This is a genomic window from Microbacterium sp. NPDC080220 (assembly GCF_040686395.1).
Taxonomy (GTDB): domain Bacteria; phylum Actinomycetota; class Actinomycetes; order Actinomycetales; family Microbacteriaceae; genus Microbacterium; species Microbacterium gawkjiense.
On sequence record NZ_JBFBOP010000005.1, the window covers coordinates 65,131 to 91,536 of the forward strand.

The following is a 26,406-nucleotide window of genomic DNA, read 5'->3' on the forward strand; positions in this document are numbered from 1 at the left end:
ACCCCCGTAGGATCATGCCGATGCCCGAGACCTTCCTGCCCCCTGCCGCCCGCACCGCGGGGCGCGTCGTCGTGTGGGTCCTCGGGCTCGCGCTCCTGTTCGTCCTCTTCGCTCTGGGGTGGATCGCGGTGCGCGGGTACCTCGCCTACGACCACCTCTCGAGCGCGCAGAAGCGGGCGCCCGAGATCGCGTCGGACCTCGGCGACCTGAGCGCCGCGGGTGAGACGATCGACGAGATCGCGCGCCACACCTCCGCCGCGCGGGAGCTGACCTCCGACCCCCTCTGGCAGGGCGCCGAGGGCGTGGCCTGGATCGGCCCGCAGCTCGCCGCGGTCGCCGACGTCGCCGCGGCGGTCGACGACGTCGTCACCGGCACCGCCCGCCCCATCGCCTCCGTCGCCGTCGGGTTCGGCGCCGAGGCGTTCGTTCCCGTCGACGGCCGCATCGACACGTCGGCGTTCGCGGCGCTCGCGGATCCGGCCACGGATGCCGCGGGGGTCGCGGCATCCGCTCGTGACGACGTGGCGGCGATCGACCGCACCCCCCTCGTCGCCCCCATCGCCGACGCCGTCGACCAGCTGGGCGATGCCCTCTCGCAGGTCGCCGCGGGGACCGACGCCCTCGCGCGTGCCAGCACGCTGCTGCCGTCGATGCTCGGCGCCGAGGGCGCGCGAAACCACCTTCTGCTCGTGCAGAACAACGCCGAATGGCGCACCCTCGGCGGCATCGTCGGCTCGATGACCCCGGTGCGCGCCGACGACGGACGCCTCGCGCTCGGCGAGCAGATCCAGGCCCGCGCGACGACGCAGTACCCCGAGTCGATCCTCGACCTGGGTGAGTACGCCTCCATCTACCAGGCCAAACCGGGGCGCTTCCTGCAGAACATCACGCAGGTGCCCGATTTCCGGCTCACCGCCGAGTTGGCGAAGGAGTTCGCGGCGCGCGAGGACGTGCCCGTCGACGGCGTCATCTCCATCGACCCCGTCGCCCTGTCGTACCTGCTCGAGGCGACGGGCCCCGTCGACCTGCCGACGGGCGTGACGTTGACAAGCGCCAGCGCCGCACAGTTCCTGCTCAACGACGTCTACCTCGACTACCCCGACGCCGACCAGCAGGACCTCGTGTTCTCGGCAGCGGCGGGCGCGGTCTTCTCGGCGCTGACGAGCGGCGACGTGGACGCCGGTGCGCTTTTGCGCGCGCTGTCCCGCGCCGGTTCCGAGCACCGCCTGTACCTCTGGAGCGCGGTCCCGGCGGACGCCGACGTCCTCGCCGGCACGACGCTCGCAGGGGCTCCCCCGACGAACGACGACGACACCGCGCGATTCGGCGTGTACCTCAACGACGGCACCGGCTCGAAGATGGACTACTACGTCACGCCCGACGTGAACCTCGCCATCACCGGATGCGGGGTCGGCGCCACTCCGCGCACCCTCACCGTGCAGGTCACGCTGACCTCGAACGCCCCCGCCGACGCCGCCACCTCGTTCCCCGAATACATCACGGGCGGCGGTGCCAACGGCGTCCCGCCCGGGATCGCCCGCGTCGTCGGCGAGGTCTACCTGCCCGAGGGCTTCGAGGTCGCTTCCTCCGAGATCACAACGGAGAGCGGGTTCGGCGGCGGCATGGTCGGCGGCCGTCAGGTGCTGTCGTACTCGGTCGACCTGAAGCCCGGCGACACGCAGACGGTGACGATCGAGGTCACCGCCGACACCGACATCCGTGACGCCGAGGCATGGGTCACCCCCACCGCCGACGCCGATCTCTCGCCGATCGTGCGCGCGTCGTGCGACCCCGCCGACGGCGCGGTCCTCGGCTGACCCGGCCGGCACCCCGAATCGTCACACGACGGAAACCGCAGGTCGGGCGGCCTCAGTTACACTCAGGTGAGTACCCGGCCTGAAAGCAGCATCCATGCGCCGTCTCCCCCGCGCCCTCCTCACGACCACCGTCTTCGCGACACTGGCCGTCGGCGCGCCCGTCGCCGCTCACGCCTCGACGATCTACCCGCCGGTCGACGCCTGCCAGTCGGATGCCGCCGGTGCCGGCCCGGGCGACACGGTCAGCTTCTCGTGCGACGACACCACGTTCGGCCCGAACGAGACCGTCACGGTCACCGTCACGGGCGAGAACGGCGCCGGCGCGACCTTCGCGATGGTGCGCATGGCCGTCTCGACGGCGAGCGCCGTCTACGAGTCCGACGCGAGCGGGGCGCTGCCCACCGTCCGCATCACCCTGCCTTCGGACGCCCGCGGGGTCTACAACATCGCTGCCGTCTCGGCGACGTCGGCCGGCGGCACCGCCAGCGCCGTCATCGACACCAGTCAGAGCACCGACCCGCTCGTGCGGGCGGGCTTCGACGGCACCCAGCTCACGGGCCTGTGGATCGGCGCCGGCGCCCTCGTCGCCGCGGGTGCCGTCATCCTCGTCGCCGCGGGTCTGCGTCGCCGACGAGACCGGATCGACGACTGAGGTCAGGCGACGTCGGGCTTCGCCCGCGCGATCGGCTCAGCCGTCACCAGGATCGGCAGGTGGTCGCTCGCGCCCTGCGGCAGCGTCCGCACCTGCTGGATCTCGAACCCGCTCGAGGTCGCGAAGTCGTAGTAACCCTTGAAGAACTTGTACCGCGTGTACGTGCGCGCATCGCTGAGACTCAGCTCGTATCCGCTCTCGCGGATGACCTGCCCCAGGTTCTCCTTGAACACCGGGTAGTTGAAGTCGCCGACCATGAGGATCGGCGCGCCCTTGCCGAGCGTCGACAGCTCGCGCAGCGCCGCCCGGATCTGATGACGACGCAGCGAGTTGAGCGCGGTGAGCGGTGCCGCGTGGAAGGACGCGACGATGAACTCGGTGCCGTGATCGATGTCACGCAGGTGGAGCCCCAGCATCCGCTCGTCGGCGGGCTTGAGGACGATGTCGTGCAACGACTTCTTGAGCGAGAAGGTGCGGCTCGCACCGGCGCGGAACCCGTTCTCGCGGTAGTAGATCGCCAGGCCCAATCGATTGGAGCGGGTGGCATCGGCGAGGACGAGGCCGCCGATGCGCTCGGGCATGTCGGTCGTGTCCACCTCTTGCAGACACAGCACGTCGACGTCGTAGCGGCTCACCAGTTCGGTGAGTTCGCCCGCCGCGGCGTGCTTGCGCAGGTTGTACGAGACGACACTGATCATCGGAGTATCAGCCTATGACTAGAGTTCAAGAGTGGCTCCCAGGAAGAAGCTGCGGATGCCGCCGGCCCGCGTACTCGTCCCCCTGGGCATCGTGCTGGGACTCGTCGTGGTCCTCGTGCTCGTGGGCGTCATCGGAGGCGCCGTGACCCGCGGATTCCACGCCCTCACGGCGCGCGCCCCCGAGATGGGGACGACGGTCATCGCGCCGACCCAGGCGAAGGCCGCCGCAGCCGCGCGCGAGCTCTCCGGTGAGCAGAAGGATGCCGCCGACTACCTCGCCGCGCAGCCCACCGCCTACTGGCTGACCCCCGAGCAGGACCCCATCGGGACCGCCGGCGGGACCGTGCTCGACCTCATCTCCCAGGCGCGCGATCAGGGACGCTCCGTCGCACTGGTGGTCTACGGGCTGCCCGGGCGCGACTGCGGCAACCACTCCGCCGGCGGCCTGTCCGAGCAGGACTACCCGGTCTGGCTGCGCGAGATCGGCTCGGCCCTCGAAACCGCGCCCGACGTGCAGAAGATCGTCGCGCTCGAGCCCGACAGCATCGCCCTGTCGGAGGAGTGCGGCAACATCGCCGATCGCGCGCGCCAGCTCAGCACGGCGGTCGACCTGATCACGTCGCCGAACACCTGGATCTACATCGACGGCGGGCACAGCAACTGGCTGCCGCCGCAGAAGATGGCCGACCTCATCCGGCAGACCGGTGTCATCGACCGGGTGCGCGGCTTCGTGACGAACGTCTCGAACTACCAGTCCCCCGCCGACGAGTTCGCCTACGCGGCGTCGCTGTCGTCGCTCCTCGGCGGAGCGCACGCCGTCGTCGACACCTCCCGCAGCGGCGCGGCCACCTCGGGCGGCGAATGGTGCAACCCGCCGGGTCAGCTGGTCGGCGAGCCGGGCGGCACCTTCCACGACACCGTCGTCGACACGAACCTCTGGATCAAACCGCCGGGCGAGAGCGACGGCGAGTGCAACGGCGGACCGGCGGCCGGTGTCTACTGGCCCGAAGCCGGCGTCGAGCTGACGCGGGACGTCCGGTGAGCGCCTCCGCGGCCGCGCGAGGCGGCGCCTGCCGCCTGTGTAGCATGAGGACCGACTTTCACACGCGATTCGGGGGGCTACATCGATGAGTGATTCGATGTCGATGCATAAGACGGCGGTCATCGTCGAGGACGATCCCGACATCCGTCATCTCATCGTCGAGGTCCTCGAGGCCGCTGGCTTCTCGACCGTCTCGGTCGGCAACGGCATTGACGGCGTCCGCGCCGTGCTCTCGTATCAGCCGCTCATCACGACCCTCGACGTCAACATGCCGGGCATCGACGGGTTCGAGGCGGCCCGCCGCATCCGTGCGCAGAGCGACACCTACATCATCATGATCACCGGCCTCGAAGAAGAGGCGGACGTCGTCCTCGGACTCGGTGCCGGCGCCGACGAGTACGTCGTGAAGCCGTTCCGCCCGCGCGAACTGCGTGCGCGCGTCGAGTCGCTGCTGCGCCGCCCGCGCGCCACCGGCACGGCCGTCGCCGCCGCGCCGCGGCAGGAGGCGACCGGTCCGTCGTTCCCGGGCGCACGACCCGCCGTGCCGCAGTACGACGCCGTGCCCACCTCCCCCGTGTTCGACGAGCGCATCATGACGCCCGTGTACAGCGAGCAGCCGCCGCAGGGCGGTGCGGTGGTCCTGCCGCCGCAGGGCGTTCCGCAGCAGGGTGCGCCCCACCCGGGCATGCCGCAGCCCGGCGGCCAGCCGCCGGTCGCGCAGCCCGGCAACGCGGTGGCCCCGGCATCCGCTGTCCCGCCCGTGGGCGGACCCGGTTGGACCGTGCACCGCGACCTCGCCGTGCACGCCGAGCACCGGGTCGTCCTCGTCGCGGGGCGCGAGCTGACGCTCACCCGCACGGAGTTCGACCTGCTGTCGACGCTCATGGAATCCAAGCGTCGCGTGCGCAGCAAGGCCGACCTCACGCTCGTGCTGCGCGGCGAGTCGTACGTGACGAGCTACTTCGTCGGCGAGGCCGACAAGCGCGCGATCGAGGCGCACATGACGAACCTGCGCCGCAAGCTCGGCGACAACCCGAACAACCCCCGGTACATCGAGACCGTCCGGGGTGTCGGCTACCGCCTCACCTCCGAAACGGTCGCCGGCGCCTGACCCTCGCCCCGGCATCCTTTCGCCGAATCACCACCCCGCTGCCGAGTCACCACCCGACGGCGCGCATCTGAGTGGTGAGTCGGCACGCGAGTGGTGAGTCGGTACGCCGATCGTGAATCGGCGCAGACCGGATGCCGGGGCTCGGACATCCGATCTCGATCGCCGTATCCGCGGAGATCCCGCCCGACACGCCGCATCGAGACCCCGGCACGCGGCGTGTCGCCGAGAATCTCCGCGGTTGTGGCCCACGCCGCGCACCGGGAGTCGGCGCAGAGCGGATGCCGCGCACCGGGAGTCGACCCAGCCCGGATGCCGCGCACCCCGGAGCCGCGCGGGCGAGATCAGACCTTGTAGCCCTGGTGGCGCTGGAACAGCTTGATGGCCATCGTGAGGGTCTGCAGCACCGTGACGACACCGACGATCGGCCAGCCGACCCACAGGATCGCGGACTGGGTGATCGGGTCGAGCAGGTTCCAGATGACGGCGATCGCGACGGCGACGATGGCGAGGATGATGAAGGGCGTCCAGTGTCCGAAGCTCACGCCGCCCTTCTCGGCTCTCGCCTGCAGGGCCCAGTTGTCGACCTTCTTCTTGGAGAGGAAGCGGGTCCACGACCGGATGAAGTGGCTGATGCGGATCCACATGAAGATCTCGGCGGGGAACAGCAGCACGGCGAAGGCGATGTCGCGCGAGTTGCACTTCTCCATCGCGCGGGCCATCCGCAGGTTCAGGCCGGCGGCCACGAGCGGCGGGATCAGCCACCACGGCGAGAACACGAACGCGTTGATCGACAGCGACGCGATCAGCAGGGTGATGAACGCGACACGGACGAAGAAGTTCGTGAGCATCGAGAACTGCTCGAACCAGCGCAGACGCAGGTTCGGGTGGAACGGCTGCCCCTTCGTGTCACCACGCTGACCGGGCCACATGAGCTCGATGGCGCCGTAGGTCCACTTGACCTGCTGCGCGTCGTACCCCTTGAGGGTCGTCATGCCACCGACATCCGCCCGCGCGAACGGGCTGATCTTGGTGAGATAGCCGGCCGACTTGATCTGGAGCGAGAGCAGCGAGTCCTCGACCTCGGAGTCCTTCACCCACGGCGAGTTCTGGTGGTTCTCCTTCATGACGTCGCGCAGGGCGGTCGTCGAGAAGATCGAGAACTGTCCGCCGAGCACGGCCATGTTGCGTCCGCGCAGCAGGTTCTGCATGTTGAAGGCCGCGAACTGCGTGCGCTGACCGGCGATGAGCCACTTGGCGATGAAGCCCTTGATGGGTCGGTCGTCGATCGTGTAGATCGCCGAGATGCCGCCGATGCGCGAGTCCGAGACGGCCTCGTTCTCGAGGTACTCCACGGCGCGGCGGTCGGCGGTCGTGTCGCCGTCGACACCGAGCAGGTAGTCGTACCCCTCGACGAGGGCGTAGCCGTAGTTGAGCGCGCCGACCTTCTTGTCGGGGTTCTTGCCGATGTCGTGGACGAAGACCTCGGTGAACTGCAGCCCGAGCTCGGTTTCCACCTCGTGCGGTCCGGAGAACTCCGACGCGATCTTGACCGTGTCATCGGAGGTGTTGTTGACGACCACGTGGATCACGTCGGGCACGCGGCTCTGCTCGAGGAGAGAGCGGATGACGTCCGCGATCGACTCCGCCTCGTTGTAGGCCGGGACGACGCATCCGATCGTCGACCGGTGCACCGAGTGGTGCTCGAGCACCGAGGCGAAGTCGTCGGCGAACTCGTCCACCGGGACGATCTCGCCGGGACCGCCGGGCGACGCGGCATAACCGGCAGCTTCGGGGGCGGCCTGCCAGGAACCCTGCGGGGCGACGCCCTGCCACTGCGCGGCGGGCTGCTGCCACTGCGCCTGCGGCTCCTGCCACTGCGCGGCGGGCTGCTGCCACTGCGGCTGCTGCTGCGCCTGCGCAGGCTGCCACGCGGGCTGCTGGCCCCACTGCGACTCCTGGCCGGGCCAGGCGCCGGCCGCCGGCTGCGCGCCCACCGGGGGCTGCGCGGGCTGCCAGCCCTGCGGGCCGGAGATGTACGGACTCGTCACGTCGGTTCCTCGAGCTGGATCACGGAGTGGTGGGACCGCCGGTACCGGGGGTGGTGGTCCACCCGTCGGTGCCTGTGGTTCCCTGGGAGCCGTCGTTCGACGTGCCGTCGGTCGCGCCCCCCGTGGACCCGTCGGTCTCTGTCTCACGAGGATAGATCGCAATCGGGATGACGGGGTAGACCGTCTGCTGCACGAACGACTTGTCGTCGTCGGCCGCCCCCTCGACCCACACGTCGAGCGCGAACTGCAGCGTGATCCCGTAGGTGTCCGGCGGCAGCTGGTTGATCGTCGTCTCGGGGACGAGCAGACCGCCCTGGTAGCTGTTGATCAGCAGGCCCTTGCTCGAGCGGATCGTGTCGGTGGGCACGAGCGTGCGGGGGTCGGCGCTGAACTGGAACGGCGAGCTCACCTGGTTCGAGGACTGCGCGGTCTGCGACGAGATCGACACGTTCGAGAGGAACACGCGACGCTTCTGCTTGAGCACCGCCTTCTCGTCGACGCGGGTGTCCTTGACGTTGACCGCGAAGCCGAAGGTCTTCGCGTTGTCGGCGTACCACTCGCGGGTGCGCTTGGAGTCGACGGCCCAGAAGTCGAGGATGATGTCGAGACCGTCGGCGATCTCGTACGTCATCCGCACCGAGCCGTCGTACGTGAACTGCGAGTCGAACGGCATCTCCACCGTCCCGGTCGCGGGCGTCGCGTTCGGAGCGGGGGTGGCGGCGACGTTCTCGCTCGTCCCCGAGATGGAGTTGAAGGCTTCGACGACCTGAGCGCACCCCGAGAGCGACAGCGCAGCCGCGGCGGCCAGGGCGGCGACGCCGAGCCGGCGACGGGCTGTGGGACGGATGGACATGCGCGAACCTCGTTCGGTGTGAAGGATGGAGGGCACCGGCGGCGGGGTTCGGGTCGCCGCCGCCAGTGCCACGTCTACACCGTAGGCGCGGAAACCCTCGCTCACCGGTGACTTCGCGAAGCCTCGCGCTGGTCTTTACCGGACCTTGAGGTTCTTGAGGTTCAGCCGGATGCCGCCTGCTGCGCGATCGCGACCGTCACCGTGTCGGTCGCGGTCTGCTTCGCGTACTCGTCGGCTTTGGGTTTGGTCTGCACGAGGAAGTCGTACGTGAACTGCAGCGTGACGTAGGTGGCGCCCTCGGGGACCTGACCGACGTTGAACGTCTGCGAGTAGCTGTAGGGCTTCAGGACGAGGTAGCCGTTCTTCACGCTCGCCTCGTCGATCTGCGGGTCGAGCGCGGGGAAGGTCTCTTCGGCGTTCGCGGGGACCGCGAGCATCGTGGCCTTCTGCAGGTACACCTTCTGCCCGTCGTTGGGCGTGATGGTCGTCACGAGCGACAGACTGACGGGCTTGACCGCGTTCGCCGTCCATCGGTCCATCCGCAGGTCCGACCAGTAGTTGACGGCGACACTCACGGCGCCTGCCGTCAGGTCCCGCTGCGTGGACCCGCTCGAGAGGTCGTTCTCGACCGGAGGCGCGACCACGACCGGCGAGCTCGACACCGCGGCCGGGGCCGTCGGGGTCGGGCTCTGCAGGGCCCACGGAGACGGGCCACATCCCGACAGCACGACCGCGCTGCCGACGAGCGCCGCCGCGGCGGCCAGACGCATGGTTCTCATCCGCATCATGACCCCTCCCTGCGGTGCGGTCAGTCTACAAGTGCGGATGCCGCTGCCACCCGATGCGGATGTGTCGACCCGTGACACTGTTTACCTGATCGAAACCCGCTGTAGTTGCTCTTCCTGAGCGATTCCTGAATACTGGCAATGTCCAACCAACGGGGGGCGGCCGGTTGGATCTTCTTTTGCCGTCTGCGCCCCGAACTCACGACGACCGAAAGAAGCACCATGAAGCACAAGATCAGCAAGGCTGCGGCGGCTCTCGCCGTCGCCATCGCGGCGGTCTTCGCGGCTCCGGCCGTCGCGAGCGCCTACACTCCGACCCCCGCCGGCCCCGAGACGATCACGATCACTCCCGGCGGCACGGTTCCCGTTCAGTTCACCGGCTTCGAGCCGGGCGAGCAGGTCACCTTCACCCTGACGGGTGAGGGCGTCGGCCCCGACAACCTCGCCTTCGTCTCCTTCGCTGTGACCTCCACGTCTGTCACGAAGGACGCGAGCGAAGACGGTGCAGCCACGGCTACGGTCACCCTCCCCGACGACGCGACCGGCACCTACACGCTGGCCGCGGTGGGCTCCGAAAGCGGCGCGGCTGAGCCCGTGACGATCGCGCTCGCCGCTCCGGCAGGCGGCGACGGTGGTTCGGACGGCGGCAGCGCCGGCGGCCCCGCCCTCGGTGACACCGGTTTCGACGGTGACGCACTCCTCGGCCTCTGGGTCGGCGGCGGCGTCCTCGTCCTCGCCGGTGCGAGCATCGCGGTCGCGACCTCGGTGCGCCGCACGCGTCGGGCATAAGGCACTCGCGAACCATCGCAACAGGAGAACCCCCGGGCCACGGCCCGGGGGTTCTCCTGTTCTCGCGTCATCCCCGCTCAGTCGTCGGCCGCGCCCAGTTCCCGTCGGGCGCGCGTCTGCTCGGCTCGCGCTGCGAGCAGATCGTCGGCCGGGTAGCCCACTTCGGTGAGCGTCAGGCCGCGCGCGGCGAGCACCTTCACCTCGTTCGTGCGGACCAGCTCGTCGCGGATCTCGGCGACGCGGTCCACGCTGATCCGCCCCTCCCCGACCGCGACGCAGGCGCCCACGAGCGCGCGCACCATGCTGTGGCAGAAGGCGTCGGCTTTCACCGAGGCGACGAGGACGCCGGACTCCTCACGCCGCCAGCCGTACTCGAGCAGCGTCCGGATCGTCGTCGCCTCCTCGCGCGGTTTGCAGTACGCCGCGAAGTCGTGCAGGCCGCGCAGGCTGCGGGCTGCGGCATCCATCGCCGCCACGTCGAGGTCCGCCGCGACCCACGTCGTGCGGCCGCGCTCCAGCGGGTCGTACCCGGTGACGCGGTCGGCGACGCGGTAGGCGTACCGACGCCAGACGGCCGAGAAGCGCGCATCGAAACCTTCCGGCGCGACACCCACACGGTGGACGGCGACGTCCGGGTAGGGACCGAGCACACCGTTGATGCGCGCGGCGAGCGCCTCGGGTTCGGGACGTCGCCCCGACAGCAGCCGGTGCTCCTGCCCCTCGGTCAGGTCGAGGTGCGCGACCTGCGCCGACGCGTGCACCCCGGCATCCGTCCGACCCGCGACCACGAGCCGCGGGTCTCCGCCGAGGATGCGGGCGATCGCCGCCTCGAGCGTCCCCTGCACGGTCCGCAGGCCCGGCTGCCGCGCCCAGCCTCGGAAGTCGGTGCCGTCGTAGACGAGATCGATCCGCAGGCGCACGGTGTCAGCCTATCCGCGCCGGTCAGACTGCCGCGTCGACCTCCGCGCGCGTGGGCGGGTTGGCGCCGGGTCGCGACACCGTGATCCCCGCCGTCACGACGGCGCGGCGGAGCGCGCGCGGCAAAGCGTCGGCGTCGCCCGCGAGCAGTCCGGGGTCGTCGACGAGGCTCGTGATGAGGCTCGCCATGAACGCGTCGCCCGCGCCGATCGTGTCGGCGACGTCGACGACGAGCGGCGCGACCTCGACGAGACCCGACGGCCCGAGCGCGAGGGCGCCCTCGCCGCCGCGGGTCATCACGACGATCTGCGACCCCCGGGCGGCGATGGTCTCGAGCACGCGCGCGGCGGGCACACCCGGGTAGAGCGCCTCGGCATCCTCATCGCTCAGCTTCACCAGCGTCGCCGCCGCGAATGCCCGCTCGGCGACCGGCCGCGGGTCGGGTCCGACGAGCGCCGGCCGCACGTTCGGGTCGACCGTCACGACACGGCCCGCCTGCCGTGCGCGTTCGAGGGTCGCGAGCGCGACCTCTCCCCCGGGCTGCAGGAACAGCGCGATCGATCCGGAGTGGACGACGGATGCCGCGACTGCCGCGTCCGCTGCGGCGTCCGCCTCGAGCGCCCACACGATGTCGAAGTCGTACTCGGCCGAGCCGTCGGCGCGCAGCCGGGCGCGGGCGGTGGAGGTCGCGGCATCCGTCCAGGACGCCTCGTGGACGACCGCGCCCGACGCGGTCACCTGATCGGCGATCCGCCGGCCGCGGTCGTCACGGCCGAGGCGCGTCAGCAGGGTCGCCGGCACGTCCTGCCGCGCGATGCCGACGGCCACGTTCGCGGGACTGCCGCCGACGAACTCGGCGTCACCGCCGTCCCGTTCCACGATGTCGATGAGCGCTTCGCCGAGGACGAGGACGGCGTGCCGAGAGGTCATGCCCTCACTTTCGCACGTCGCCCGCGGGCGCGCACGTCGATGTCAGCGGACGACGGCGGTGACGGTCGGCAGGTGCGAGAGGAGCTCCTGACTGATCGACCCGAGCAGGAAGCGGGCGAGCGCACCCCGGCCGTGAGTGCCGACGACGACCATGCGGGCGTCGGCGGCGATCCCGGCCAGCACCTGCGACGGATAACCGCGCTCGACGCGGCGGACGATGCGCAGGTCGGGGTAGCGCGACGACAGGCCGGCGACGGACAGCGCCAGCACCTCCTCGGCCGTCGACTGCATGTTCGCGAGGTAGAGGTCGGGGTAGACCTCCATCGCGTTCCGCGGCGTGTGCAGCGGCGTCCAGACGTTCACCGCGATGAGCGGCTCGCCGAGCCGGTCCGCCTCGGCGGCGGCGAACTCGATCGCGTGCTCGGACACCTCGGACCCGTCGATGCCGACGACGATCCCCGCCCCCTCCCCGAGATCGCGGTCGGGGACGACCACCACGGGGCACTTCGCGCCGGCCGCGATCCGGATGCCGTGCACCCCGCGCGCCGGACCGGTCCCCGGTCCCCGGTAGTCGCTGCCGATGACGAGGAGCGCGGCGTCCGCCGCGGCTTCGATGAGCTTGGTGACGGGGTTGCCGGATTCGACGCGGGTCGTGACCGGGACCCCGGCATCCGTCACCCGCGCCGCCTCGCCGTCGAGCAGACGCTGCGTCGCAGTCTGCGCCGCACCGAGCACCTCGGCCTCGCCGACGGCCCCGACCGCGCCGCCGACGACCGAGACGAGCTCGACCGCCTGCCGGCGCTGGGCGGCACGAGTCACGGCCCAGTCCACGGCACGGCGCGACACCGGGGCACCCGTGACTCCGACGATGATCTTTCCGGCCATGCTGCACGTCCCTTCTGGGGGCGACGCGCCTGCCGGATCGCGGTGACGTCTGCGGGCGCTCGTCCGTGTCTCGGTGATGCCAACCTATCCCAGCCACGGGCGAGGCGGGAAGGGGCGGGCCCGTTCAGGATGCCGACCTAGACTGGATGCCGCGAATCGCCCGCTCGCCTCGAGACCCCTCCCCCGCTTCGACATGACTCGACCTTCTTCCGCGCGCCTGCCGGGCCTCGACGGACTCCGCGCCGTCGCGGTCCTGATGGTCGTCGTGTACCACCTGTTCCCGGCGCTGCCCGCCGGGTTCCTCGGTGTCGACGTCTTCTTCGTGATCTCCGGGTTCCTCATCACGACCCTCCTCCTCCGCGAGCGCGACGAGCACGGCCGGATCGGCCTGGTGGACTTCTGGCGGCGGCGGGCCCGCCGGCTGCTGCCCGCGATCGGGGTCGTCGTCCTCGTGACCGCGTCGCTCGCCTGGATGGTGGGCGGCGACATCCTCGTGGGCCTCGGCGGTCAGCTGCTCGGGGCGACGACGTTCTCGTACAACTGGGTCGCCGTCGCGAACGGGTCGTCGTACTTCGGCGGCGGGCTGGATTCCTCCGCCCCCGAACTGCTGCGGAACCTCTGGTCCCTCGCCGTCGAGGAGCAGTTCTACCTGCTCTGGCCGCTGCTGCTGCCGCTCGTCCTGCGGCTGCGACGCGGCCGGGTGCCCGTCGCCGTCGGGTTGGCGGCGGCATCCGTCCTGGCCGCGGTGCTCCTCGCCGGCAGCGGCGCGACCCGCGTGTACTACGGCACCGACACGCACGCCTTCGGTCTGCTGCTCGGCGTCGCCCTTGCGTTCCTGCGCCCGGCGGAGCGCCGCGGCGGCATGCCTGCCGTGGTCGGCGGCGCGGCGATCGCCGGGGTCGTCGCGCTTGCGTTCGTGACGCCGGGCGACGGGATCGAGACCTTCCCCGGGCTTCTCGTCGCGGCATCCGTCCTGACCGTCGTGGCGATCGCGGCAGCCGTGCGCGCGGGATCGCACCTCGGACGGGCGCTGGACGTCGCGCCGCTGCGCTGGATCGGCGAGCGGTCCTTCGGGATCTACCTCTGGCACTGGCCTCTCGTCGTCATCCTGACGGTCGCGACCACGCGCTCCTCCCCCGACGTCGCCGTCCCGGTCGAGGTCGCGCTCCTCACCCTGGCGCTCACGCTGGTCGCCGCCGAGGTGTCGTTGCGCTTCATCGAGCAGCCGGTGCGCCGGCTCGGCTTCCGCGCGTCGCTCCGGTCCGTCGGGCGCGCGTTCCGCGGCGGCCCCGTGCGACGCCTCACCGCCACGGCCGCGATGGCCACAGGGCTCCTCGTCGTCGCCGGCACGACCGCGGCGGTCGCCGACGCGCCGACGATGGCCTCGAGCGAAGCGGCCGTACGCGACGGACGCGCGGCGCTCGACGCGGCTTTCCCCCGGTCGGATCACGCGACGCTGCCCGGCGCCGCCCTCCGCAGCGACGACGCCGTGCTGCGTCCGGAGTGCCCGTCCGCGCACCTCAGCGACGACGAGGGACTCTGCACCCCGCCGGACGGCCGCCCCGCTCCGCCCGCCTCCGTCCGTGTCGCCGGAGCGCGCGTGACCCTCGTCGGAGACTCGGTGATGCTCGCATCCGCCGGCGGCCTCCTCGACCGGATGCCGGGCGCCCAGGTCGACGCGAAGGTGTCGCGCTCGATGGGGGCCGGCGTCGCGATCGTCGACCGCCTCGCCGCCCGCGGACAGCTGCGCGACTACGTCGTCGTGGGTCTCGGCACGAACGGACCGGTGGACCCCGACGACCTCGCGCGCCTGAAGAAGGATGTCGGTCCCCACCGCACGCTCGTGCTCGTGACCGCCCACGCGCCCCGCGACTGGATCCCGGGCGTCAACGAGGAGCTCGAGCCCTTCGCTGCGCACACCCCCGGCGTCGCGATCGCGGACTGGTCGGCGGCGATCAGCGGTCACGAAGACCTGCTGGCGGGCGACGGCATCCACCCCGGCGTCCGCGGCGGACAGCGCTACGCCGACGCCGTGGCCGACGCGATCGACGGCGTCGAGAACAGCCGCGCGCAGCTGCGCTACCGCGTCGAGCTCGCCCAGTGGGCCGTCGCCCAGACCTTCGACACCGCGCGCTGACCCCTCGGGACCGTCCCCCGCCCCCGCGCCCGCCGCCCCGCCGCGCCGCCGCGCCCGCCGAGCGGCGCCGCCTCTGCGTCCACATCATGTGCTCCGAACGAGGGCACACGTTCTGGACCGTGCACAGCGTGTGATGTCGTTGCGAGCACATGATGTGGCCAGGGAAGCGGCGGCCCCACGCACCCGCGCGGGTACGAGAAAGGGCCCGCCCCGAAACGGGGGCGGGCCCTCGGATTCCCTCCGGGGAGGGAGCCTTACTTGGCCTCGTCGGCCTTCTCGTCGTCGGACGCGACGGCGTCCTCGGCGATGGCTTCGGCAGCAGCGCCCTCCTCGGGCGACTCGGCACCGGCGTCGGCGACGTCCTCAGCGGGCGTCTCGACCTCGGTCTCCTCGGCAGCGGGCTCCTCGGCGGCCGGCGCAGCGGCGGCCGGAGCAGCCTTCTTCGTCGACTTCGCCTTCGGGGTGACGGGCTCGAGGACGAGCTCGATCACGGCCATGGGCGCGTTGTCGCCCTTGCGGTTGCCGACCTTCGTGATGCGGGTGTAGCCACCCTCACGCTCGGCGACCAGCGGCGCGATCTCGGCGAAGAGCTCGTGCACGACGGACTTGTCGCCGATGACCGACAGGACGCGACGGCGAGCGTGCAGGTCGCCGCGCTTGGCGAACGTCACCAGGCGCTCGGCGAACGGACGCAAGCGCTTGGCCTTGGTCTCGGTCGTGGTGATCGACTTGTGCGTGAACAGCGCGGCAGCGAGGTTCGCAAGCAGAAGACGCTCGTGGGCGGGGCCGCCACCGAGGCGGGCACCCTTCGTGGGCTTGGGCATGTCAATTACTCCTGGAAAGAAATTCAGTCAGTGGACCGGGGCGAACCGGAGTCCGCTCAGACGGTCTCGTCGTCGTAGCCGCCGTAGAAGTGCGCACCGTCGAACCCGGGGACCGAGTCCTTCAGCGACAGGCCGAGCGAGACGAGCTTGTCCTTGACCTCGTCGACCGACTTCTGACCGAAGTTGCGGATGTTCATGAGCTGCGTCTCCGAAAGGGCGACGAGCTCGGACACCGTGTTGATGCCCTCGCGCTTGAGGCAGTTGTACGAGCGGACCGACAGGTCGAGGTCCTCGATCGGCATCGAGAGCTCGTTGGTCAGGACCTCGGCGACCGGCGCGGGGCCGATCTCGATGCCCTCGGCCTCGACGTTCAGCTCGCGGGCGAGACCGAACAGCTCGACCAGCGTGCGACCGGCCGACGCGACGGCGTCGCGGGGGCTGATCGACGACTTGGTCTCGACGTCCAGGACGAGCTTGTCGAAGTCGGTGCGCTCACCGGCACGGGTGGCGTCGACGCGGTAGCTGACCTTGAGGACGGGCGAGTAGATCGAGTCGATCGGGATCTGACCGGCCTCGGCGTACTCGTTGCGGTTCTGCGTGGCCGAGACGTAGCCGCGGCCGCGCTCGATCGTCAGCTCGAGCTCGAACTTCGCCGAGTCGTTGAGCGTCGCGATGACCAGGTCGGGGTTGTGGACCTCGACACCCGCCGGAGCGGAGATGTCGGCGGCCGTGACCTCGCCGGCGCCCGTCTTGCGCAGGTACGCGGTGATGGGCTCGTCGCGCTCGCTGGAGACCACCAGCTGCTTGATGTTGAGGATGATCTCGGTGACATCCTCCTTGACACCCGGGACGGTGCTGAACTCGTGCAGCACGCCGTCGATGCGGATGCTGGTGACCGCGGCACCCGGGATCGACGACAGCAGGCTGCGACGCAGCGCGTTGCCGATCGTGTAGCCGAAGCCCGGCTCGAGGGGCTCGATGACGAATCGGCTGCGGAAGTCGCCGACCTTCTCCTCGGTCAGAGTGGGACGCTGTGCAATGAGCACTATGTGTTCCTTTCAGTCACGTGACCGCTATATGACACGTGCAGTTGGTGAAGTGTTGAGTTGTGACCGGGATGCCGGGGCGCGACGCACGTCGCACCCCCGGCATCCGTCGAGGATCAGACGCGGCGGCGCTTCGGGGGGCGGCAGCCGTTGTGGGCCTGAGGCGTGACGTCCTGGATCGAACCGACCTCGAGGCCGGCGGCGGTCAGCGAACGGATCGCGGTCTCGCGGCCCGAGCCGGGGCCCTTGACGAAGACGTCGACCTTCTTGACGCCGTGCTCCTGCGCCTGACGCGCAGCGGACTCGGCGGCCATGCCGGCGGCGTACGGGGTCGACTTGCGCGAGCCTTTGAAGCCGACGCCACCCGAGGAGGCCCAGCTGATGACCGCACCCGAAGGGTCGGTGATCGAAACGATCGTGTTGTTGAACGTCGACTTGATGTGGGCCTGGCCCAGCGCGATGTTCTTCTTCTCCTTGCGGCGCGGCTTGCGCGCAGCGGACTTGGCCTGTGCCATGTGAGTGTTCTCCTAAACCTGTGGCGGCCGCGCTTTAGCGCGCCTTCTTCTTGCCGGCGACGGTGCGCTTGGGACCCTTGCGGGTACGCGCGTTGGTCTTCGTGCGCTGGCCGCGCACGGGCAGGCCGCGACGGTGGCGGATACCCTCGTACGAGCCGATCTCGACCTTGCGGCGGATGTCTGCGGCGACCTCGCGGCGCAGGTCACCCTCCACCTTGTAAGTGCCTTCGATGTGGTCGCGGAGAGCGACCAGCTGGTCGTCGGTGAGGTCCTTGACGCGGATCGACTCGTCGATGCCGGTCGAGCTGAGGATCTCGACGGAGCGGGTACGGCCGATGCCGTAGATGTAGGTGAGGGCGATCACCACGCGCTTGTCGCGCGGGATGTCAACGCCGGCAAGACGTGCCATGCGATGTCTCCTAGGAGTAAGTGGAGGTGTGGAGCAGGATCGGTGCCCGGGCCTCCGACCCGAGGTGTCCCCCGCTGAGCGGGTTCTGATCCTGCCGAGATGTGTTCAGTTGTGAGCCTGCGAGGCCGCGCCGGGGCGCGGCATCCCATCAGCCCTGGCGCTGCTTGTGACGCGGGTTCGACTTGCAGATGACCATGACGCGACCGTGGCGGCGGATGACCTTGCAGTGGTCGCAGATGGGCTTGACGGAGGGGTTGACCTTCATGATTTTCCTGATTCGCTGTCTTCGCCGACGCACACGGGTGTGCGGGGCGTTACTTCTCGACCGGTCTCAGCGGTAGCGATAGACGATGCGACCGCGCGTGAGGTCGTAAGGCGAGAGCTCCACGACGACACGGTCTTCGGGGATGATGCGGATGTAGTTCTGCCGCATCTTTCCGGAGATCGTGGCCAGGACCTTGTGACCGTTGCTCAGCTCGACGCGGAACATCGCGTTCGGCAGAGCCTCGGAGATCACACCCTCGATCTCGATGACACCGTCTTTCTTCGCCATACGCTCGCTTACAGTTGGCAGACCGGTCGGTCTGCGGTGAGTGGGGATTGTGGTGACACGCCGAAACAGGCGCAACGCACCAAAGATTTAGTGTACGTGATATCGAGGCGACCCGCCACTCGGCGTGTCGCCGCCGCGCGCTCAGCCCGCGATTGTTCTTCGCCGAGTCACCATCCACGTGCCGACTCACCATCCGATGGCGCGCATCTCGCTGGTGATTCGACGCACCGATGGTGATTCGACGCGCCCATGGCTTCCTGCACAGCCCGATGGATGCCGCGGACGTCCCCCGACGGCTGTTCCGCATCGCGCGGGCTTGGACGGGAGGCGAGGGTGAGCGGATGGACTTCGACGACGCCGTGTGCCGGATCGAGACGCGTCCCGCCCTCCTCCGAGGGGGGATGACCCGCCGCGACATCGCGACGCTGAGCCACGGAGATCTCCGAAAGCTCGCGCGGGGCACGTTCGTCGCATCGGAGACGTGGGATGCGGCGTGGCCCGCCGAACGCCATCTCCTGCAGGTGGCGGCCTATGAGCAGCGCCGGCGCGGCGGCGTCGTCTACTCCCACCTGACCGCTGCGCTGCTGCACGGACTGCCTCTCTGGGGCGCCCCGCCGACGCATGTGCACGTCTCCGGCACGCAGCACAACGGGGCGGTCTCGCGAGGGACACCGTATGTGTCCCGCCATCGATGCGCCGTACCCGACGTCGACGTGGTCTCATCGGGTGGCCTCGTCCTCACCGCGCCCGCACGCACCGTCGCCGACGTGCTGCGGACGACGCCCCGCGACACCGCGATCGCGATAGCGGATGCCGCGCTCCGCGCGGTCGCGTGGGACGCACGGCAGCGACTCTACGACGCCGATGCAGCCGAATATCTCCGCGCCGAGATCGCGCGACGGTTGACCACTGGCGCTCGCGGGGTACGTCAGGCGCGCGAACTCCTGGAGCTCGCCGACGGGCGCTCGGAGTCCGCGGGAGAAAGTGTGAGCCGCTTGCGCCTGCACGACCTGGGATTCCGGCGGATCAGGCTTCAGGTGTCGGTGGGGCCCTACTTCGTCGACTTCGGCCTCGATGACGCCGCGGTGTGGGGCGAGTACGACGGCGAGGTGAAGTACCGCGACGTCGCCATGCGGCACGGGCGGGCCCTGGAGGATGTCCTGCGAGCGGAGAAGGAGCGGGAGGACTGGATCCGCGGGCTGACCGGGCGTCGCGTCATCCGCTGGACGACCGCCGACATCCGCTCCCCCGGCGGTCTGCGCTCGAAGCTCTACCGGTTCGGCGTGTTCCCCACCCCGAATCACCGCCGAAACGCCGAATCACCACCCGACGGCGCGCATTCGGGTGGTGACGGGGCAACCGAGTGGTGACTCGGCGAGTGAGCGCCGCTTCGAGATCACCGAGCGGACAGTCGCGAGAGGATGTCGGCCTGCGGGTCGTACGTGACCGGGACGACCTCGTCGTTCACGACGAGCGTCGGGGTCCCGGTGGCGCCTTCCGGCAACTCCTGCGACTGGGCGAAGCTCTTGTACTCGTGGTCCTTGATCGACTTCTCGAGCTCGGCGGTCACGTTCACGCCGGCATCCTTCGCGATCTGGATGAGCTCGTCGTCGGTCAGGCCGGGCGTCTGCTCCTGGGGCCGCTCGTCCCACAGCGCACGGAAGAAGGCGTAGGCGTTGTCGGGGTCGGCTTCGGCGACGGCGTACATGGCGGATGCTGCACGGCTCGAGTACTCGGTGCCCTGGGAGAGCCGGTCGAGGATCGTGACCGGGTGCACCTCGAGGGTGATGCTGCCGTCGTCGACGAGGCCCGAGATCGTCTTGCCCTCCGTCTCCTCGAACTGGCCGCAGTACGGGCACATGAAGTCCACGTAGGTGGCGACGGTGTCGGGCCCGTCGCCGAAGGTGATCGCACCGGTCTCGCGGTTGATGCCGCTGGCCTGCGGGACGGGTCCGGGGCCCGACGCCTGCGAGTTCAGCACAGCGACAACGGCGACGACACCCACCAGGACCGCCACCACCGCGACGCTGATCCAGATCGCGAACCAGTTGGTCTTACCCGTGGCCGTCGCCATGTGCGTGTCCTCCTCAGGAGATGGGGGTCGGGGTGATGCCGAAGGCCGCGAGTCCCGCGGCGCCGCCGTCGGGGGCCGTCAGCACCCAGATACCTCCCTCGTGCACCGCGACGCTATGTTCCCAATGGGAGCCGTCCTGGCCGTCGACCGTGCTGACGGTCCAGTCGTCGTCCTCGACGAGGGTCGCCTCGTCCCCCGCGACGATCATGGGCTCGATCGCGACGCACAGCCCCGGCCGCACCTCGGGTCCGAGGTCGGCGACGCGGTAGTTGAAGACCGTCGGGCCCTCGTGCATCTTGCGGCCGATCCCGTGTCCGACGTAATCGCGGAGGATGCCGTAGCCCTCCCCCGACCCCTCGACGTAGGACTGCACGGCGTCGCCGATCTCGCCGACGCGCGAGGCCGAGGCGAGCGCGGCGATGCCGGCCCACAGCGAGCCCTCGGTCACGTCCGACAGCCGCTGACGACGTTCGACGAGCTCGGGACGGTCCGGGTCGGGCACGACGATCGTGATCGCCGAGTCCCCGTTCCACCCCTCGAACTGCGCGCCGCAGTCGATCGAGACGATGTCGCCCGGCTGCAGGACCCGATCACCCGGGATGCCGTGGACGACCTCCTGGTTGACCGAGATGCACGTCGTGTGGTGGTAGCCGCGCACCAGCTGGAAGTTCGATTCCGCCCCGCGGGCGAGGATCGTGCGCTCGGCGATGGCATCGAGCTCCGCGGTCGTCACACCCGCGCCAACCGCCGGACGCACGGCATCCAATGCCGCCGCGGTGATGAGACCCGGTTCGACCATCGCGCGCAGCTGCGCGGGCGTCTTGTAGATGGAGCGGCGGAAGACCATCAGGCGGTGATGCCGCGTGCCGCGAGGGCCGCCGTGATGCGCTCGGTGATCTCGTCGAGCGACCCGACGCCGTCGATCTCGTCGACGATGCCGCGCTCGCGGTACACGTCGAGGATCGGCGCCGTCTCGGACTCGTAGATCGACAGGCGCTTCGCGATCGACTCCTCGTTGTCGTCGGCGCGGCCCTGCTCGGCCGCGCGACGCGAGAGGCGGGCGATCGACTCGTCGCGCGGCACCGAGAGCTCGATGACCGCGGTGAGCGGTTCGCCCCGCTGCTCGAGGAAGCCGTCGAGGTGGCCGACCTGGGTCAGGTTGCGCGGGTAGCCGTCGAGCAGGAAGCCGTGCGCGGCATCCTGCTGCGACAGTCGGTCGCGGACGATCTCGCTCGTCAGCTCGTCGGGGACGAGGTCGCCGGCGTCGATGATCGCCTTCACCTTGAGCCCGAGGTCGGTGCCGTCCTTGACGTTCGCGCGGAAGACATCGCCGGTCGAGACGGTGGGGATGCCGAGCCGTTCGGCGATGCGGGCTCCCTGCGTCCCCTTGCCCGAGCCCTGCGGGCCGATGATCAGGAGGCGGGCGGGATTCTGCGTCATCGGAGGAGTCCTTCGTAGTGGCGCTGCTGGAGCTGGGCGTCGATCTGCTTCACCGTCTCGAGACCGACACCGACGATGATGAGGATCGACGCGCCACCGAACGGGAAGTTCTGGTTGGCGCCCACCGTCGCGAGGGCCAGGAGCGGGAGCAGGGCGATGAGGCCCAGGTAGATGGAACCCGGCAGGGTGATGCGGGTGAGGACGTAGTCGAGGTACTCCGCCGTGGGACGCCCCGCACGGATGCCGGGGATGAACCCGCCGTACTTCTTCATGTTGTCGGCGACCTCGACCGGGTTGAACGTGATCGCGACGTAGAAGTAGGTGAAGCCGATGATGAGCAGGAAGTACACCGCCATATAGAGCGGGTGGTCGCCGTTGACGAAGTTCGCCTGGATCCACGACACCCAGCCCGGCACGCTGCCGTCGGCGGCGGGGTTCGCGTTGAACTGCGCGATGAGGGCCGGGATGTACAGCAGCGACGAGGCGAAGATGACGGGCACGACGCCGGCCATGTTGACCTTGATCGGGATGTACGTGTTGCTGCCGCCGAGCGTCCGGCGCCCGACCATGCGCTTCGCGTACTGGACCGGGATGCGGCGCTGCGACTGCTCGACGAACACGACGAGCGCGACGGTCGCGATGCCGACGGCCAGGACCAGCAGGAAGATCTCGAAGCTGCGGGCGACCGCGATGCTCCACAGCGCCGACGGGAAGGTCGCCGCGATGGAGGTGAAGATGAGGAGCGACATGCCGTTGCCGATGCCGCGCTCGGTGACGAGCTCGGCCATCCACATGATGAGGCCGGTGCCGGCGGTCAGCGTGACGATCATGAGCAGCTGCGCCCACCAGGCCTCGTCGGTGAGGAGCTGCTGGCACTCGGCCACGCCGGTGATGCCGAAGAGCTGACCCGAGCGGGCGACGGTGACGAGGGTGGTCGACTGCAGCAGCGCCAGCGCGATCGTCAGGTAGCGGGTGTACTGGGTGAGCTTGGCCTGGCCGGCCTGGCCCTCCTTGTACAGGGTCTCGAAGTGCGGGATCACCACGCGGAGGAGCTGCACGATGATCGTGCCGGTGATGTAGGGCATGACGCCGAGCGCGAAGATCGACAGCTGCAGCAGCGCGCCGCCCGAGAAGAGGTTCACGAGCGAGAGCAGGCCCTCGGTCGACCCGGACTGGTCGAGGCAGGTCTTCACGTTCGGGAAGTCCACGAACGGAGCCGGGATGTGCGCGCCGAACCGGTAGATGGCGATGATGCCGAGCGTGAAACCGATCTTCCGACGGAGATCCGGAGTGCGGAAGACCCGCGCGATGGCGCTGAACAAAGGGATTTCCTCCAGTGGGATGCCGGGCGCGCCGGAGCTCGCCGCATTCCAACATACGGCAACAGGGGCCGGAGGTTATCCTCCGGCCCCTGGCACGTGATTACTTGATCGAGCCGCCGGCGGCAACGATCTTCTGCTCGGCCGAACCCGAGACCTTGTCGACGGAGACCGTCAGCGCGACCGAGATGTCGCCGGTGCCGAGCACCTTGACCTTCTCGTTCTTGCGCACGGCGCCCTTGGCGACGAGGTCCGTCACGGTGACGTCGCCACCGTTGGGGTACAGCTCCGCGAGCTTGTCGAGGTTGACCACCTGGTACTCGACGCGGAACGGGTTCTTGAACCCGCGCAGCTTCGGCGTACGCATGTGGAGGGGCATCTGCCCACCCTCGAAGCCCACCTTGACCTGGTAACGAGCCTTCGTACCCTTGGTACCGCGGCCCGACGTCTTACCCTTCGAGCCCTCACCGCGACCGACACGGGTCTTCGCGACGTTGGCACCGGGGACCGGACGCAGGTGGTGGACCTTCAGCACGCCGGGGCGCGCCGCATCCTTCTTCGGGGCAGCCTTGTCGGCAGCGGGCCCAGCCGCAGCCTTCCGGGTTGCCGGCTTCTTGGCCTTGGGCTCGACGGCCTCGACCGTCTCGTCCTTCTTCTCAGCCATCAGTCGATCTCCTCAACCTTCACGAGGTGCGCGACGGTCTTGATGTACCCGCGCGTCTGCGCGTCATCGGGACGAACGACGGAGTCGTTGATCCGCTTCAGACCGAGCGAACGCAGCGTGTCACGCTGGTTCTGCTTCTCGCTCACCTTGGACTTGACCTGGGTCACCTTCAGACGAGCAGCCATCATGCACCCACCTTTGCAGCCTTGGCGGCGTCAGCCTCGGCACGGACCAGACGCGCGGGGGCGACCTGGTCGAAGTCGAGACCACGACGCGCAGCGACGGCGCGCGGCTCCTCGAGCTGCTTCAGCGCTGCGACGGTCGCGTGCACGATGTTGATCGTGTTCGACGAACCCAGCGACTTCGACAGCACATCGTGGATGCCGGCGCACTCGAGGACGGCGCGGACCGGACCACCGGCGATGACACCGGTACCGGCAGCGGCCGGACGCAGCAGCACGACACCGGCAGCAGCCTCACCCTGGACGGGGTGCGGGATGCTGGAGGCGACACGCGGCACGCGGAAGAAGTTGCGCTTGGCCTCTTCGACACCCTTCGAGATGGCGAGGGGGACCTCACGCGCCTTGCCGTAGCCGACACCGACGAGACCGTTGCCGTCACCCACGACGACGAGCGCCGTGAAGCTGAAGCGACGACCGCCCTTGACGACCTTCGACACGCGGTTGATCGTGACGACGCGCTCCAGGAACTGGTTGTCGCCGCGGTCGCGCGAGTTACGGTCGCGGGTCTGGCTGCGCTCGCGGCCACCGCGGCGCGGCTCGCGCTCGCGCTCGGCGGGCGCCTCGGCCGTAGCCGCAGCCGCAGCGGGCTGCTCGGTCGCGGTCACTTCGTTCTCCTTGTTCTCGGTCACAGGTTCAGACCTCCTTCGCGAGCGCCGTCGGCGATCGCAGCGACGCGGCCCGCGTAGCGGTTGCCGCCGCGGTCGAACACGACCGTCTCGATGCCGGCAGCCTTCGCACGCTCAGCGACGAGCTCGCCGACCTTGCGGGCCTTGGCGGTCTTGTCACCATCGAACGTGCGCAGGTCGGCCTCGAGGGTGGAGGCCGATGCGACGGTGAAGCCCTTGCTGTCGTCGACCAGCTGGACGAAGACGTGGCGGGCGGAACGGGTCACGACGAGACGCGGACGCGCCTCGGTGCCCACGATCTTCTTGCGAAGACGGGCGTGACGACGCGAACGTGCGTCGGACTTCGACTTGAGAGCCATGGTTACTTACCACTCTTTCCGGCCTTGCGGCGAACGACCTCGCCCGCGTACCGCACACCCTTGCCCTTGTAGGGCTCCGGCTTGCGGATCTTGCGGATGTTGGCGGCTGCCTCGCCGACGGCCTGCTTCGAGATACCGGCGACGGTGAGCTTGTTGTTGCCCTCGACGGTGAGCGTGATGCCCTCCGGCGCCTCGACCAGGACGGGGTGCGAGAAGCCGAGTGCGAACTCGACCGCCGTGCCCTTCTGAGCGACGCGGTAACCGGTGCCGACGACCTCGAGGCCCTTGGTGTAGCCCTGGGTCACGCCGATGATGTTGTTGTTGATGAGGGTGCGGGTGAGCCCGTGGAGAGCACGCGACTCGCGCTCGTCATCGGGGCGGGAGACCAGGACCTGGTTCTCCTCGACCTTGACCTCGATGGGCTGTGCCACGGTGAGGTTCAGCTCGCCCTTGGGGCCCTTGACGGCGACGTCCTGGCCGGAGACCGTGACGGTCACACCGGCGGGGATGTCGATGGGAAGACGTCCAATACGCGACATGTCAGATCACCACACGTAGGCGAGGACTTCCCCGCCGACGCCCTTCTGCTCGGCCTGGCGGTCCGTGAGGAGGCCAGAGGAGGTGGACAGGATCGCGACCCCGAGGCCACCGAGGACCTTGGGAAGCTCGTTCGACTTCGCGTACACGCGGAGACCGGGCTTGGAGACGCGCTTGATGCCGGCGATCGACCGCTCGCGGTTCGGGCCGTACTTCAGGGTCAGGGTGAGCGTCTGGCCGACACGGGCGTCGGAGACCTCCCAGCCGGAGATGTAGCCCTCCTGCTGGAGGATCTCGGCGATGTGCGTCTTGAGCTTCGAGCTCGGCAGCGCGACGGTGTCGTGGTGCGCGGAGTTCGCGTTGCGCAGACGGGTCAGCATGTCTGCGACCGGGTCTGTCATCGTCATAGGTGTTGTCCTTTAGTCATGAGGTTTCGACTGCCGTTACACGACAGGCGACCTTCTATGAATGAGCGATATTCAGTTGTGCAGTCGTTCGGCCCCGGAGCACGCCCCGAGGCCGAACGATCGATCTTATCGGATCACGCCTGAGCGTCCGCCGACTTGAACGGGAAGCCCAGGTGCTTGAGCAGCGCCCGACCCTCGTCATCCGTCTTCGCCGTCGTGACGATGGTGATGTCGAAACCGCGGACGCGGTCGATCTTGTCCTGGTTGATCTCGTGGAACACGGACTGCTCCTGGAGACCGAAGGTGTAGTTGCCGTTGCCGTCGAACTGCGTCGCCGACAGTCCGCGGAAGTCGCGGATGCGGGGCAGGGCGAGGTTGACGAGACGGTCGACGAACTCCCATGCACGGTCACCGCGGAGGGTGACGTGGGCGCCGATGGCCTGGCCCTCACGCAGCTTGAACTGCGCGATGGACTTGCGGGCCTTGGTGACGACCGGCTTCTGGCCGGTGATCTTGGTGAGGTCGTCGACCGCACCATCGATCACCTTGCTGTCGCGCGCAGCCTCACCGACACCGGTGTTGACGACGACCTTCACGAGACCGGGGATCTGCATGACGTTGGCGTAGCCGAACTCGTCCTGCAGAGCCTTCTTGATCTCGGTCTGGTACTTCTGCTTCAGGCGGGGCTGGATCTTGCCAGCCTCCGCGGCAGTTGCGTTGCTCATG

31 protein-coding genes are annotated in these 26,406 nt (G+C 69.5%); 7 read left to right on the top strand and 24 right to left on the bottom strand.

Annotated elements, in window-relative coordinates:
• Positions 1–20 precede the first annotated feature (20 nt).
• Together AB0P29_RS09385 and AB0P29_RS09390 are read left to right on the top strand one after the other, a co-directional pair.
• Entirely contained in the window at positions 21–1,817 is a 1,797-nt protein-coding gene (locus tag AB0P29_RS09385; protein WP_363379506.1) for a DUF4012 domain-containing protein, read from the top strand.
• A 94-nt stretch (positions 1,818–1,911) separates the two neighbouring features.
• Positions 1,912–2,469, top strand: a complete 558-nt coding sequence (locus AB0P29_RS09390; protein ID WP_311289726.1) for a cell wall protein — start codon at positions 1,912–1,914, stop codon at positions 2,467–2,469.
• A 2-nt stretch (positions 2,470–2,471) separates the two neighbouring features.
• Here AB0P29_RS09390 and AB0P29_RS09395 read toward each other — a convergent pair whose 3' ends face one another.
• Positions 2,472–3,167, bottom strand: a complete 696-nt coding sequence (locus AB0P29_RS09395) for an endonuclease/exonuclease/phosphatase family protein (protein ID WP_253035290.1) — start codon at positions 3,165–3,167, stop codon at positions 2,472–2,474.
• Between the two features lie 31 nt (positions 3,168–3,198).
• Here AB0P29_RS09395 and AB0P29_RS09400 point away from each other — a divergent pair, with 31 nt between their 5' ends.
• Both AB0P29_RS09400 and AB0P29_RS09405 read left to right on the top strand, forming a co-directional pair.
• Positions 3,199–4,209, top strand: a complete 1,011-nt coding sequence (locus AB0P29_RS09400) for a glycoside hydrolase family 6 protein (protein WP_363379508.1) — start codon at positions 3,199–3,201, stop codon at positions 4,207–4,209.
• Positions 4,210–4,312: 103 nt separating this feature from the next.
• Positions 4,313–5,320 (top strand): response regulator, encoded by a 1,008-nt coding sequence (locus AB0P29_RS09405; RefSeq protein ID WP_363379652.1) that lies wholly within the window; start codon positions 4,313–4,315, stop codon positions 5,318–5,320.
• A gap of 341 nt (positions 5,321–5,661) precedes the next feature.
• Here the strand turns inward: AB0P29_RS09405 and AB0P29_RS09410 are convergent, their stop codons facing one another.
• The 3 genes from AB0P29_RS09410 to AB0P29_RS09420 form a co-directional block, all read right to left on the bottom strand.
• Positions 5,662–7,368, bottom strand: a complete 1,707-nt coding sequence (locus AB0P29_RS09410; RefSeq protein WP_363379509.1) for a glycosyltransferase family 2 protein — start codon at positions 7,366–7,368, stop codon at positions 5,662–5,664.
• Positions 7,369–7,387: 19 nt separating this feature from the next.
• Positions 7,388–8,221 (bottom strand): fructose 1,6-bisphosphatase, encoded by an 834-nt coding sequence (locus AB0P29_RS09415; protein WP_363379511.1) that lies wholly within the window; start codon positions 8,219–8,221, stop codon positions 7,388–7,390.
• Between the two features lie 161 nt (positions 8,222–8,382).
• Positions 8,383–9,000: a hypothetical protein gene (locus AB0P29_RS09420; protein WP_311289730.1), complete on the bottom strand. Its 618-nt coding sequence runs from the start codon at positions 8,998–9,000 to the stop codon at positions 8,383–8,385.
• 228 nt (positions 9,001–9,228) lie between these two features.
• Here AB0P29_RS09420 and AB0P29_RS09425 point away from each other — a divergent pair, with 228 nt between their 5' ends.
• A complete protein-coding gene (locus AB0P29_RS09425; protein WP_363379512.1) occupies positions 9,229–9,795 on the top strand; it encodes a hypothetical protein in 567 nt (188 codons plus the stop codon).
• Between the two features lie 77 nt (positions 9,796–9,872).
• On the opposite strand, the gene truA is transcribed toward AB0P29_RS09425, so the two are convergent.
• The 3 genes from truA to AB0P29_RS09440 are packed head-to-tail and all read right to left on the bottom strand — an operon-like array spanning position 9,873 to position 12,528.
• A complete protein-coding gene (truA, locus tag AB0P29_RS09430) occupies positions 9,873–10,715 on the bottom strand; it encodes a tRNA pseudouridine(38-40) synthase TruA (protein ID WP_363379513.1) in 843 nt (280 codons plus the stop codon).
• Positions 10,716–10,737: 22 nt separating this feature from the next.
• Positions 10,738–11,643 carry a PfkB family carbohydrate kinase gene (locus AB0P29_RS09435; RefSeq protein ID WP_363379514.1) on the bottom strand — a complete coding sequence of 302 codons (906 nt, stop codon included), beginning with the start codon at positions 11,641–11,643 and terminating at the stop codon, positions 10,738–10,740.
• Positions 11,644–11,685: 42 nt separating this feature from the next.
• Entirely contained in the window at positions 11,686–12,528 is an 843-nt protein-coding gene (locus tag AB0P29_RS09440; RefSeq protein ID WP_363379516.1) for a universal stress protein, read from the bottom strand.
• Positions 12,529–12,721: 193 nt separating this feature from the next.
• On the opposite strand from AB0P29_RS09440, the gene AB0P29_RS09445 reads away from it, so the two are divergent.
• Entirely contained in the window at positions 12,722–14,665 is a 1,944-nt protein-coding gene (locus tag AB0P29_RS09445) for an acyltransferase family protein (RefSeq protein ID WP_363379517.1), read from the top strand.
• Between the two features lie 254 nt (positions 14,666–14,919).
• Here AB0P29_RS09445 and rplQ read toward each other — a convergent pair whose 3' ends face one another.
• The 6 genes from rplQ to infA all read right to left on the bottom strand — a co-directional run bounded on the left by rplQ (position 14,920) and on the right by infA (position 18,012).
• On the bottom strand, positions 14,920–15,489 hold the full coding sequence (gene rplQ / locus AB0P29_RS09450; protein WP_363379518.1) for a 50S ribosomal protein L17: 570 nt from the start codon (positions 15,487–15,489) through the stop codon (positions 14,920–14,922).
• Between the two features lie 56 nt (positions 15,490–15,545).
• Positions 15,546–16,535 carry a DNA-directed RNA polymerase subunit alpha gene (locus AB0P29_RS09455; RefSeq protein WP_217528388.1) on the bottom strand — a complete coding sequence of 330 codons (990 nt, stop codon included), beginning with the start codon at positions 16,533–16,535 and terminating at the stop codon, positions 15,546–15,548.
• Positions 16,536–16,651: 116 nt separating this feature from the next.
• Positions 16,652–17,050: a 30S ribosomal protein S11 gene (gene rpsK, locus AB0P29_RS09460; RefSeq protein ID WP_018171470.1), complete on the bottom strand. Its 399-nt coding sequence runs from the start codon at positions 17,048–17,050 to the stop codon at positions 16,652–16,654.
• 34 nt (positions 17,051–17,084) lie between these two features.
• Entirely contained in the window at positions 17,085–17,459 is a 375-nt protein-coding gene (rpsM, locus tag AB0P29_RS09465; RefSeq protein ID WP_064003314.1) for a 30S ribosomal protein S13, read from the bottom strand.
• 148 nt (positions 17,460–17,607) lie between these two features.
• Entirely contained in the window at positions 17,608–17,724 is a 117-nt protein-coding gene (gene rpmJ / locus AB0P29_RS09470) for a 50S ribosomal protein L36 (RefSeq protein ID WP_005050492.1), read from the bottom strand.
• A 66-nt stretch (positions 17,725–17,790) separates the two neighbouring features.
• The gene (gene infA, locus AB0P29_RS09475; RefSeq protein WP_017201569.1) at positions 17,791–18,012 is read right to left on the bottom strand and encodes a translation initiation factor IF-1; all 222 of its coding nucleotides are present in this window, start codon (positions 18,010–18,012) and stop codon (positions 17,791–17,793) included.
• A gap of 230 nt (positions 18,013–18,242) precedes the next feature.
• Here infA and AB0P29_RS09480 point away from each other — a divergent pair, with 230 nt between their 5' ends.
• The gene (locus tag AB0P29_RS09480; RefSeq protein WP_363379519.1) at positions 18,243–19,382 is read left to right on the top strand and encodes a hypothetical protein; all 1,140 of its coding nucleotides are present in this window, start codon (positions 18,243–18,245) and stop codon (positions 19,380–19,382) included.
• Positions 19,383–19,408: 26 nt separating this feature from the next.
• Here AB0P29_RS09480 and AB0P29_RS09485 read toward each other — a convergent pair whose 3' ends face one another.
• The 11 genes from AB0P29_RS09485 to rplE all read right to left on the bottom strand — a co-directional run bounded on the left by AB0P29_RS09485 (position 19,409) and on the right by rplE (position 26,405).
• Positions 19,409–20,086: a thioredoxin domain-containing protein gene (locus AB0P29_RS09485; protein WP_253034945.1), complete on the bottom strand. Its 678-nt coding sequence runs from the start codon at positions 20,084–20,086 to the stop codon at positions 19,409–19,411.
• Between the two features lie 13 nt (positions 20,087–20,099).
• On the bottom strand, positions 20,100–20,933 hold the full coding sequence (gene map, locus AB0P29_RS09490; RefSeq protein ID WP_253034944.1) for a type I methionyl aminopeptidase: 834 nt from the start codon (positions 20,931–20,933) through the stop codon (positions 20,100–20,102).
• Complete coding sequence (locus AB0P29_RS09495) at positions 20,933–21,526, bottom strand: adenylate kinase (RefSeq protein WP_217528396.1); 594 nt, start codon at positions 21,524–21,526, stop codon at positions 20,933–20,935. The genes map and AB0P29_RS09495 overlap by 1 nt, the downstream gene beginning before the upstream one ends.
• Entirely contained in the window at positions 21,523–22,848 is a 1,326-nt protein-coding gene (secY, locus tag AB0P29_RS09500; RefSeq protein ID WP_064003319.1) for a preprotein translocase subunit SecY, read from the bottom strand. Before secY ends, AB0P29_RS09495 begins: the two co-directional genes overlap by 4 nt.
• Positions 22,849–22,948: 100 nt before the next feature.
• Positions 22,949–23,509, bottom strand: coding sequence for a 50S ribosomal protein L15 (gene rplO / locus AB0P29_RS09505; RefSeq protein ID WP_082886191.1), 561 nt, complete (start codon positions 23,507–23,509; stop codon positions 22,949–22,951).
• Positions 23,509–23,694 (bottom strand): 50S ribosomal protein L30, encoded by a 186-nt coding sequence (rpmD, locus tag AB0P29_RS09510; protein ID WP_020098644.1) that lies wholly within the window; start codon positions 23,692–23,694, stop codon positions 23,509–23,511. The genes rplO and rpmD overlap by 1 nt, the downstream gene beginning before the upstream one ends.
• Complete coding sequence (gene rpsE / locus AB0P29_RS09515) at positions 23,694–24,380, bottom strand: 30S ribosomal protein S5 (protein ID WP_064003320.1); 687 nt, start codon at positions 24,378–24,380, stop codon at positions 23,694–23,696. Before rpsE ends, rpmD begins: the two co-directional genes overlap by 1 nt.
• Positions 24,377–24,736 carry a 50S ribosomal protein L18 gene (gene rplR, locus AB0P29_RS09520; RefSeq protein ID WP_064003321.1) on the bottom strand — a complete coding sequence of 120 codons (360 nt, stop codon included), beginning with the start codon at positions 24,734–24,736 and terminating at the stop codon, positions 24,377–24,379. The genes rpsE and rplR overlap by 4 nt, the downstream gene beginning before the upstream one ends.
• A gap of 2 nt (positions 24,737–24,738) precedes the next feature.
• Positions 24,739–25,275, bottom strand: coding sequence for a 50S ribosomal protein L6 (gene rplF / locus AB0P29_RS09525; protein ID WP_064003322.1), 537 nt, complete (start codon positions 25,273–25,275; stop codon positions 24,739–24,741).
• A 6-nt stretch (positions 25,276–25,281) separates the two neighbouring features.
• Entirely contained in the window at positions 25,282–25,680 is a 399-nt protein-coding gene (gene rpsH / locus AB0P29_RS09530; protein WP_064003323.1) for a 30S ribosomal protein S8, read from the bottom strand.
• Positions 25,681–25,814: 134 nt separating this feature from the next.
• On the bottom strand, positions 25,815–26,405 hold the full coding sequence (rplE, locus tag AB0P29_RS09535) for a 50S ribosomal protein L5 (RefSeq protein ID WP_064003324.1): 591 nt from the start codon (positions 26,403–26,405) through the stop codon (positions 25,815–25,817).
• Position 26,406: the final 1 nt, after the last annotated feature.

Coding starts and splice junctions, on each gene's coding strand:
- AB0P29_RS09385 (WP_363379506.1), top strand. CDS start 21: ATGCCCGAGACCTTCCTGCCCCCTGCCGCCCGCACCGCGGGGCGCGTC.
- AB0P29_RS09390 (WP_311289726.1), top strand. CDS start 1,912: ATGCGCCGTCTCCCCCGCGCCCTCCTCACGACCACCGTCTTCGCGACA.
- AB0P29_RS09395 (WP_253035290.1), bottom strand. CDS start 3,167: ATGATCAGTGTCGTCTCGTACAACCTGCGCAAGCACGCCGCGGCGGGC.
- AB0P29_RS09405 (WP_363379652.1), top strand. CDS start 4,313: ATGCATAAGACGGCGGTCATCGTCGAGGACGATCCCGACATCCGTCAT.
- AB0P29_RS09415 (WP_363379511.1), bottom strand. CDS start 8,221: ATGTCCATCCGTCCCACAGCCCGTCGCCGGCTCGGCGTCGCCGCCCTG.
- AB0P29_RS09420 (WP_311289730.1), bottom strand. CDS start 9,000: ATGAGAACCATGCGTCTGGCCGCCGCGGCGGCGCTCGTCGGCAGCGCG.
- AB0P29_RS09425 (WP_363379512.1), top strand. CDS start 9,229: ATGAAGCACAAGATCAGCAAGGCTGCGGCGGCTCTCGCCGTCGCCATC.
- AB0P29_RS09435 (WP_363379514.1), bottom strand. CDS start 11,643: ATGACCTCTCGGCACGCCGTCCTCGTCCTCGGCGAAGCGCTCATCGAC.
- AB0P29_RS09440 (WP_363379516.1), bottom strand. CDS start 12,528: ATGGCCGGAAAGATCATCGTCGGAGTCACGGGTGCCCCGGTGTCGCGC.
- AB0P29_RS09445 (WP_363379517.1), top strand. CDS start 12,722: ATGACTCGACCTTCTTCCGCGCGCCTGCCGGGCCTCGACGGACTCCGC.
- rplQ (WP_363379518.1), bottom strand. CDS start 15,489: ATGCCCAAGCCCACGAAGGGTGCCCGCCTCGGTGGCGGCCCCGCCCAC.
- rpsK (WP_018171470.1), bottom strand. CDS start 17,050: ATGGCACAGGCCAAGTCCGCTGCGCGCAAGCCGCGCCGCAAGGAGAAG.
- rpsM (WP_064003314.1), bottom strand. CDS start 17,459: ATGGCACGTCTTGCCGGCGTTGACATCCCGCGCGACAAGCGCGTGGTG.
- rpmJ (WP_005050492.1), bottom strand. CDS start 17,724: ATGAAGGTCAACCCCTCCGTCAAGCCCATCTGCGACCACTGCAAGGTC.
- infA (WP_017201569.1), bottom strand. CDS start 18,012: ATGGCGAAGAAAGACGGTGTCATCGAGATCGAGGGTGTGATCTCCGAG.
- AB0P29_RS09480 (WP_363379519.1), top strand. CDS start 18,243: ATGGTGATTCGACGCGCCCATGGCTTCCTGCACAGCCCGATGGATGCC.
- AB0P29_RS09485 (WP_253034945.1), bottom strand. CDS start 20,086: ATGGCGACGGCCACGGGTAAGACCAACTGGTTCGCGATCTGGATCAGC.
- map (WP_253034944.1), bottom strand. CDS start 20,933: ATGGTCTTCCGCCGCTCCATCTACAAGACGCCCGCGCAGCTGCGCGCG.
- AB0P29_RS09495 (WP_217528396.1), bottom strand. CDS start 21,526: ATGACGCAGAATCCCGCCCGCCTCCTGATCATCGGCCCGCAGGGCTCG.
- rplO (WP_082886191.1), bottom strand. CDS start 23,509: ATGGCTGAGAAGAAGGACGAGACGGTCGAGGCCGTCGAGCCCAAGGCC.
- rpmD (WP_020098644.1), bottom strand. CDS start 23,694: ATGGCTGCTCGTCTGAAGGTGACCCAGGTCAAGTCCAAGGTGAGCGAG.
- rplR (WP_064003321.1), bottom strand. CDS start 24,736: ATGGCTCTCAAGTCGAAGTCCGACGCACGTTCGCGTCGTCACGCCCGT.
- rplF (WP_064003322.1), bottom strand. CDS start 25,275: ATGTCGCGTATTGGACGTCTTCCCATCGACATCCCCGCCGGTGTGACC.
- rpsH (WP_064003323.1), bottom strand. CDS start 25,680: ATGACGATGACAGACCCGGTCGCAGACATGCTGACCCGTCTGCGCAAC.
- rplE (WP_064003324.1), bottom strand. CDS start 26,405: ATGAGCAACGCAACTGCCGCGGAGGCTGGCAAGATCCAGCCCCGCCTG.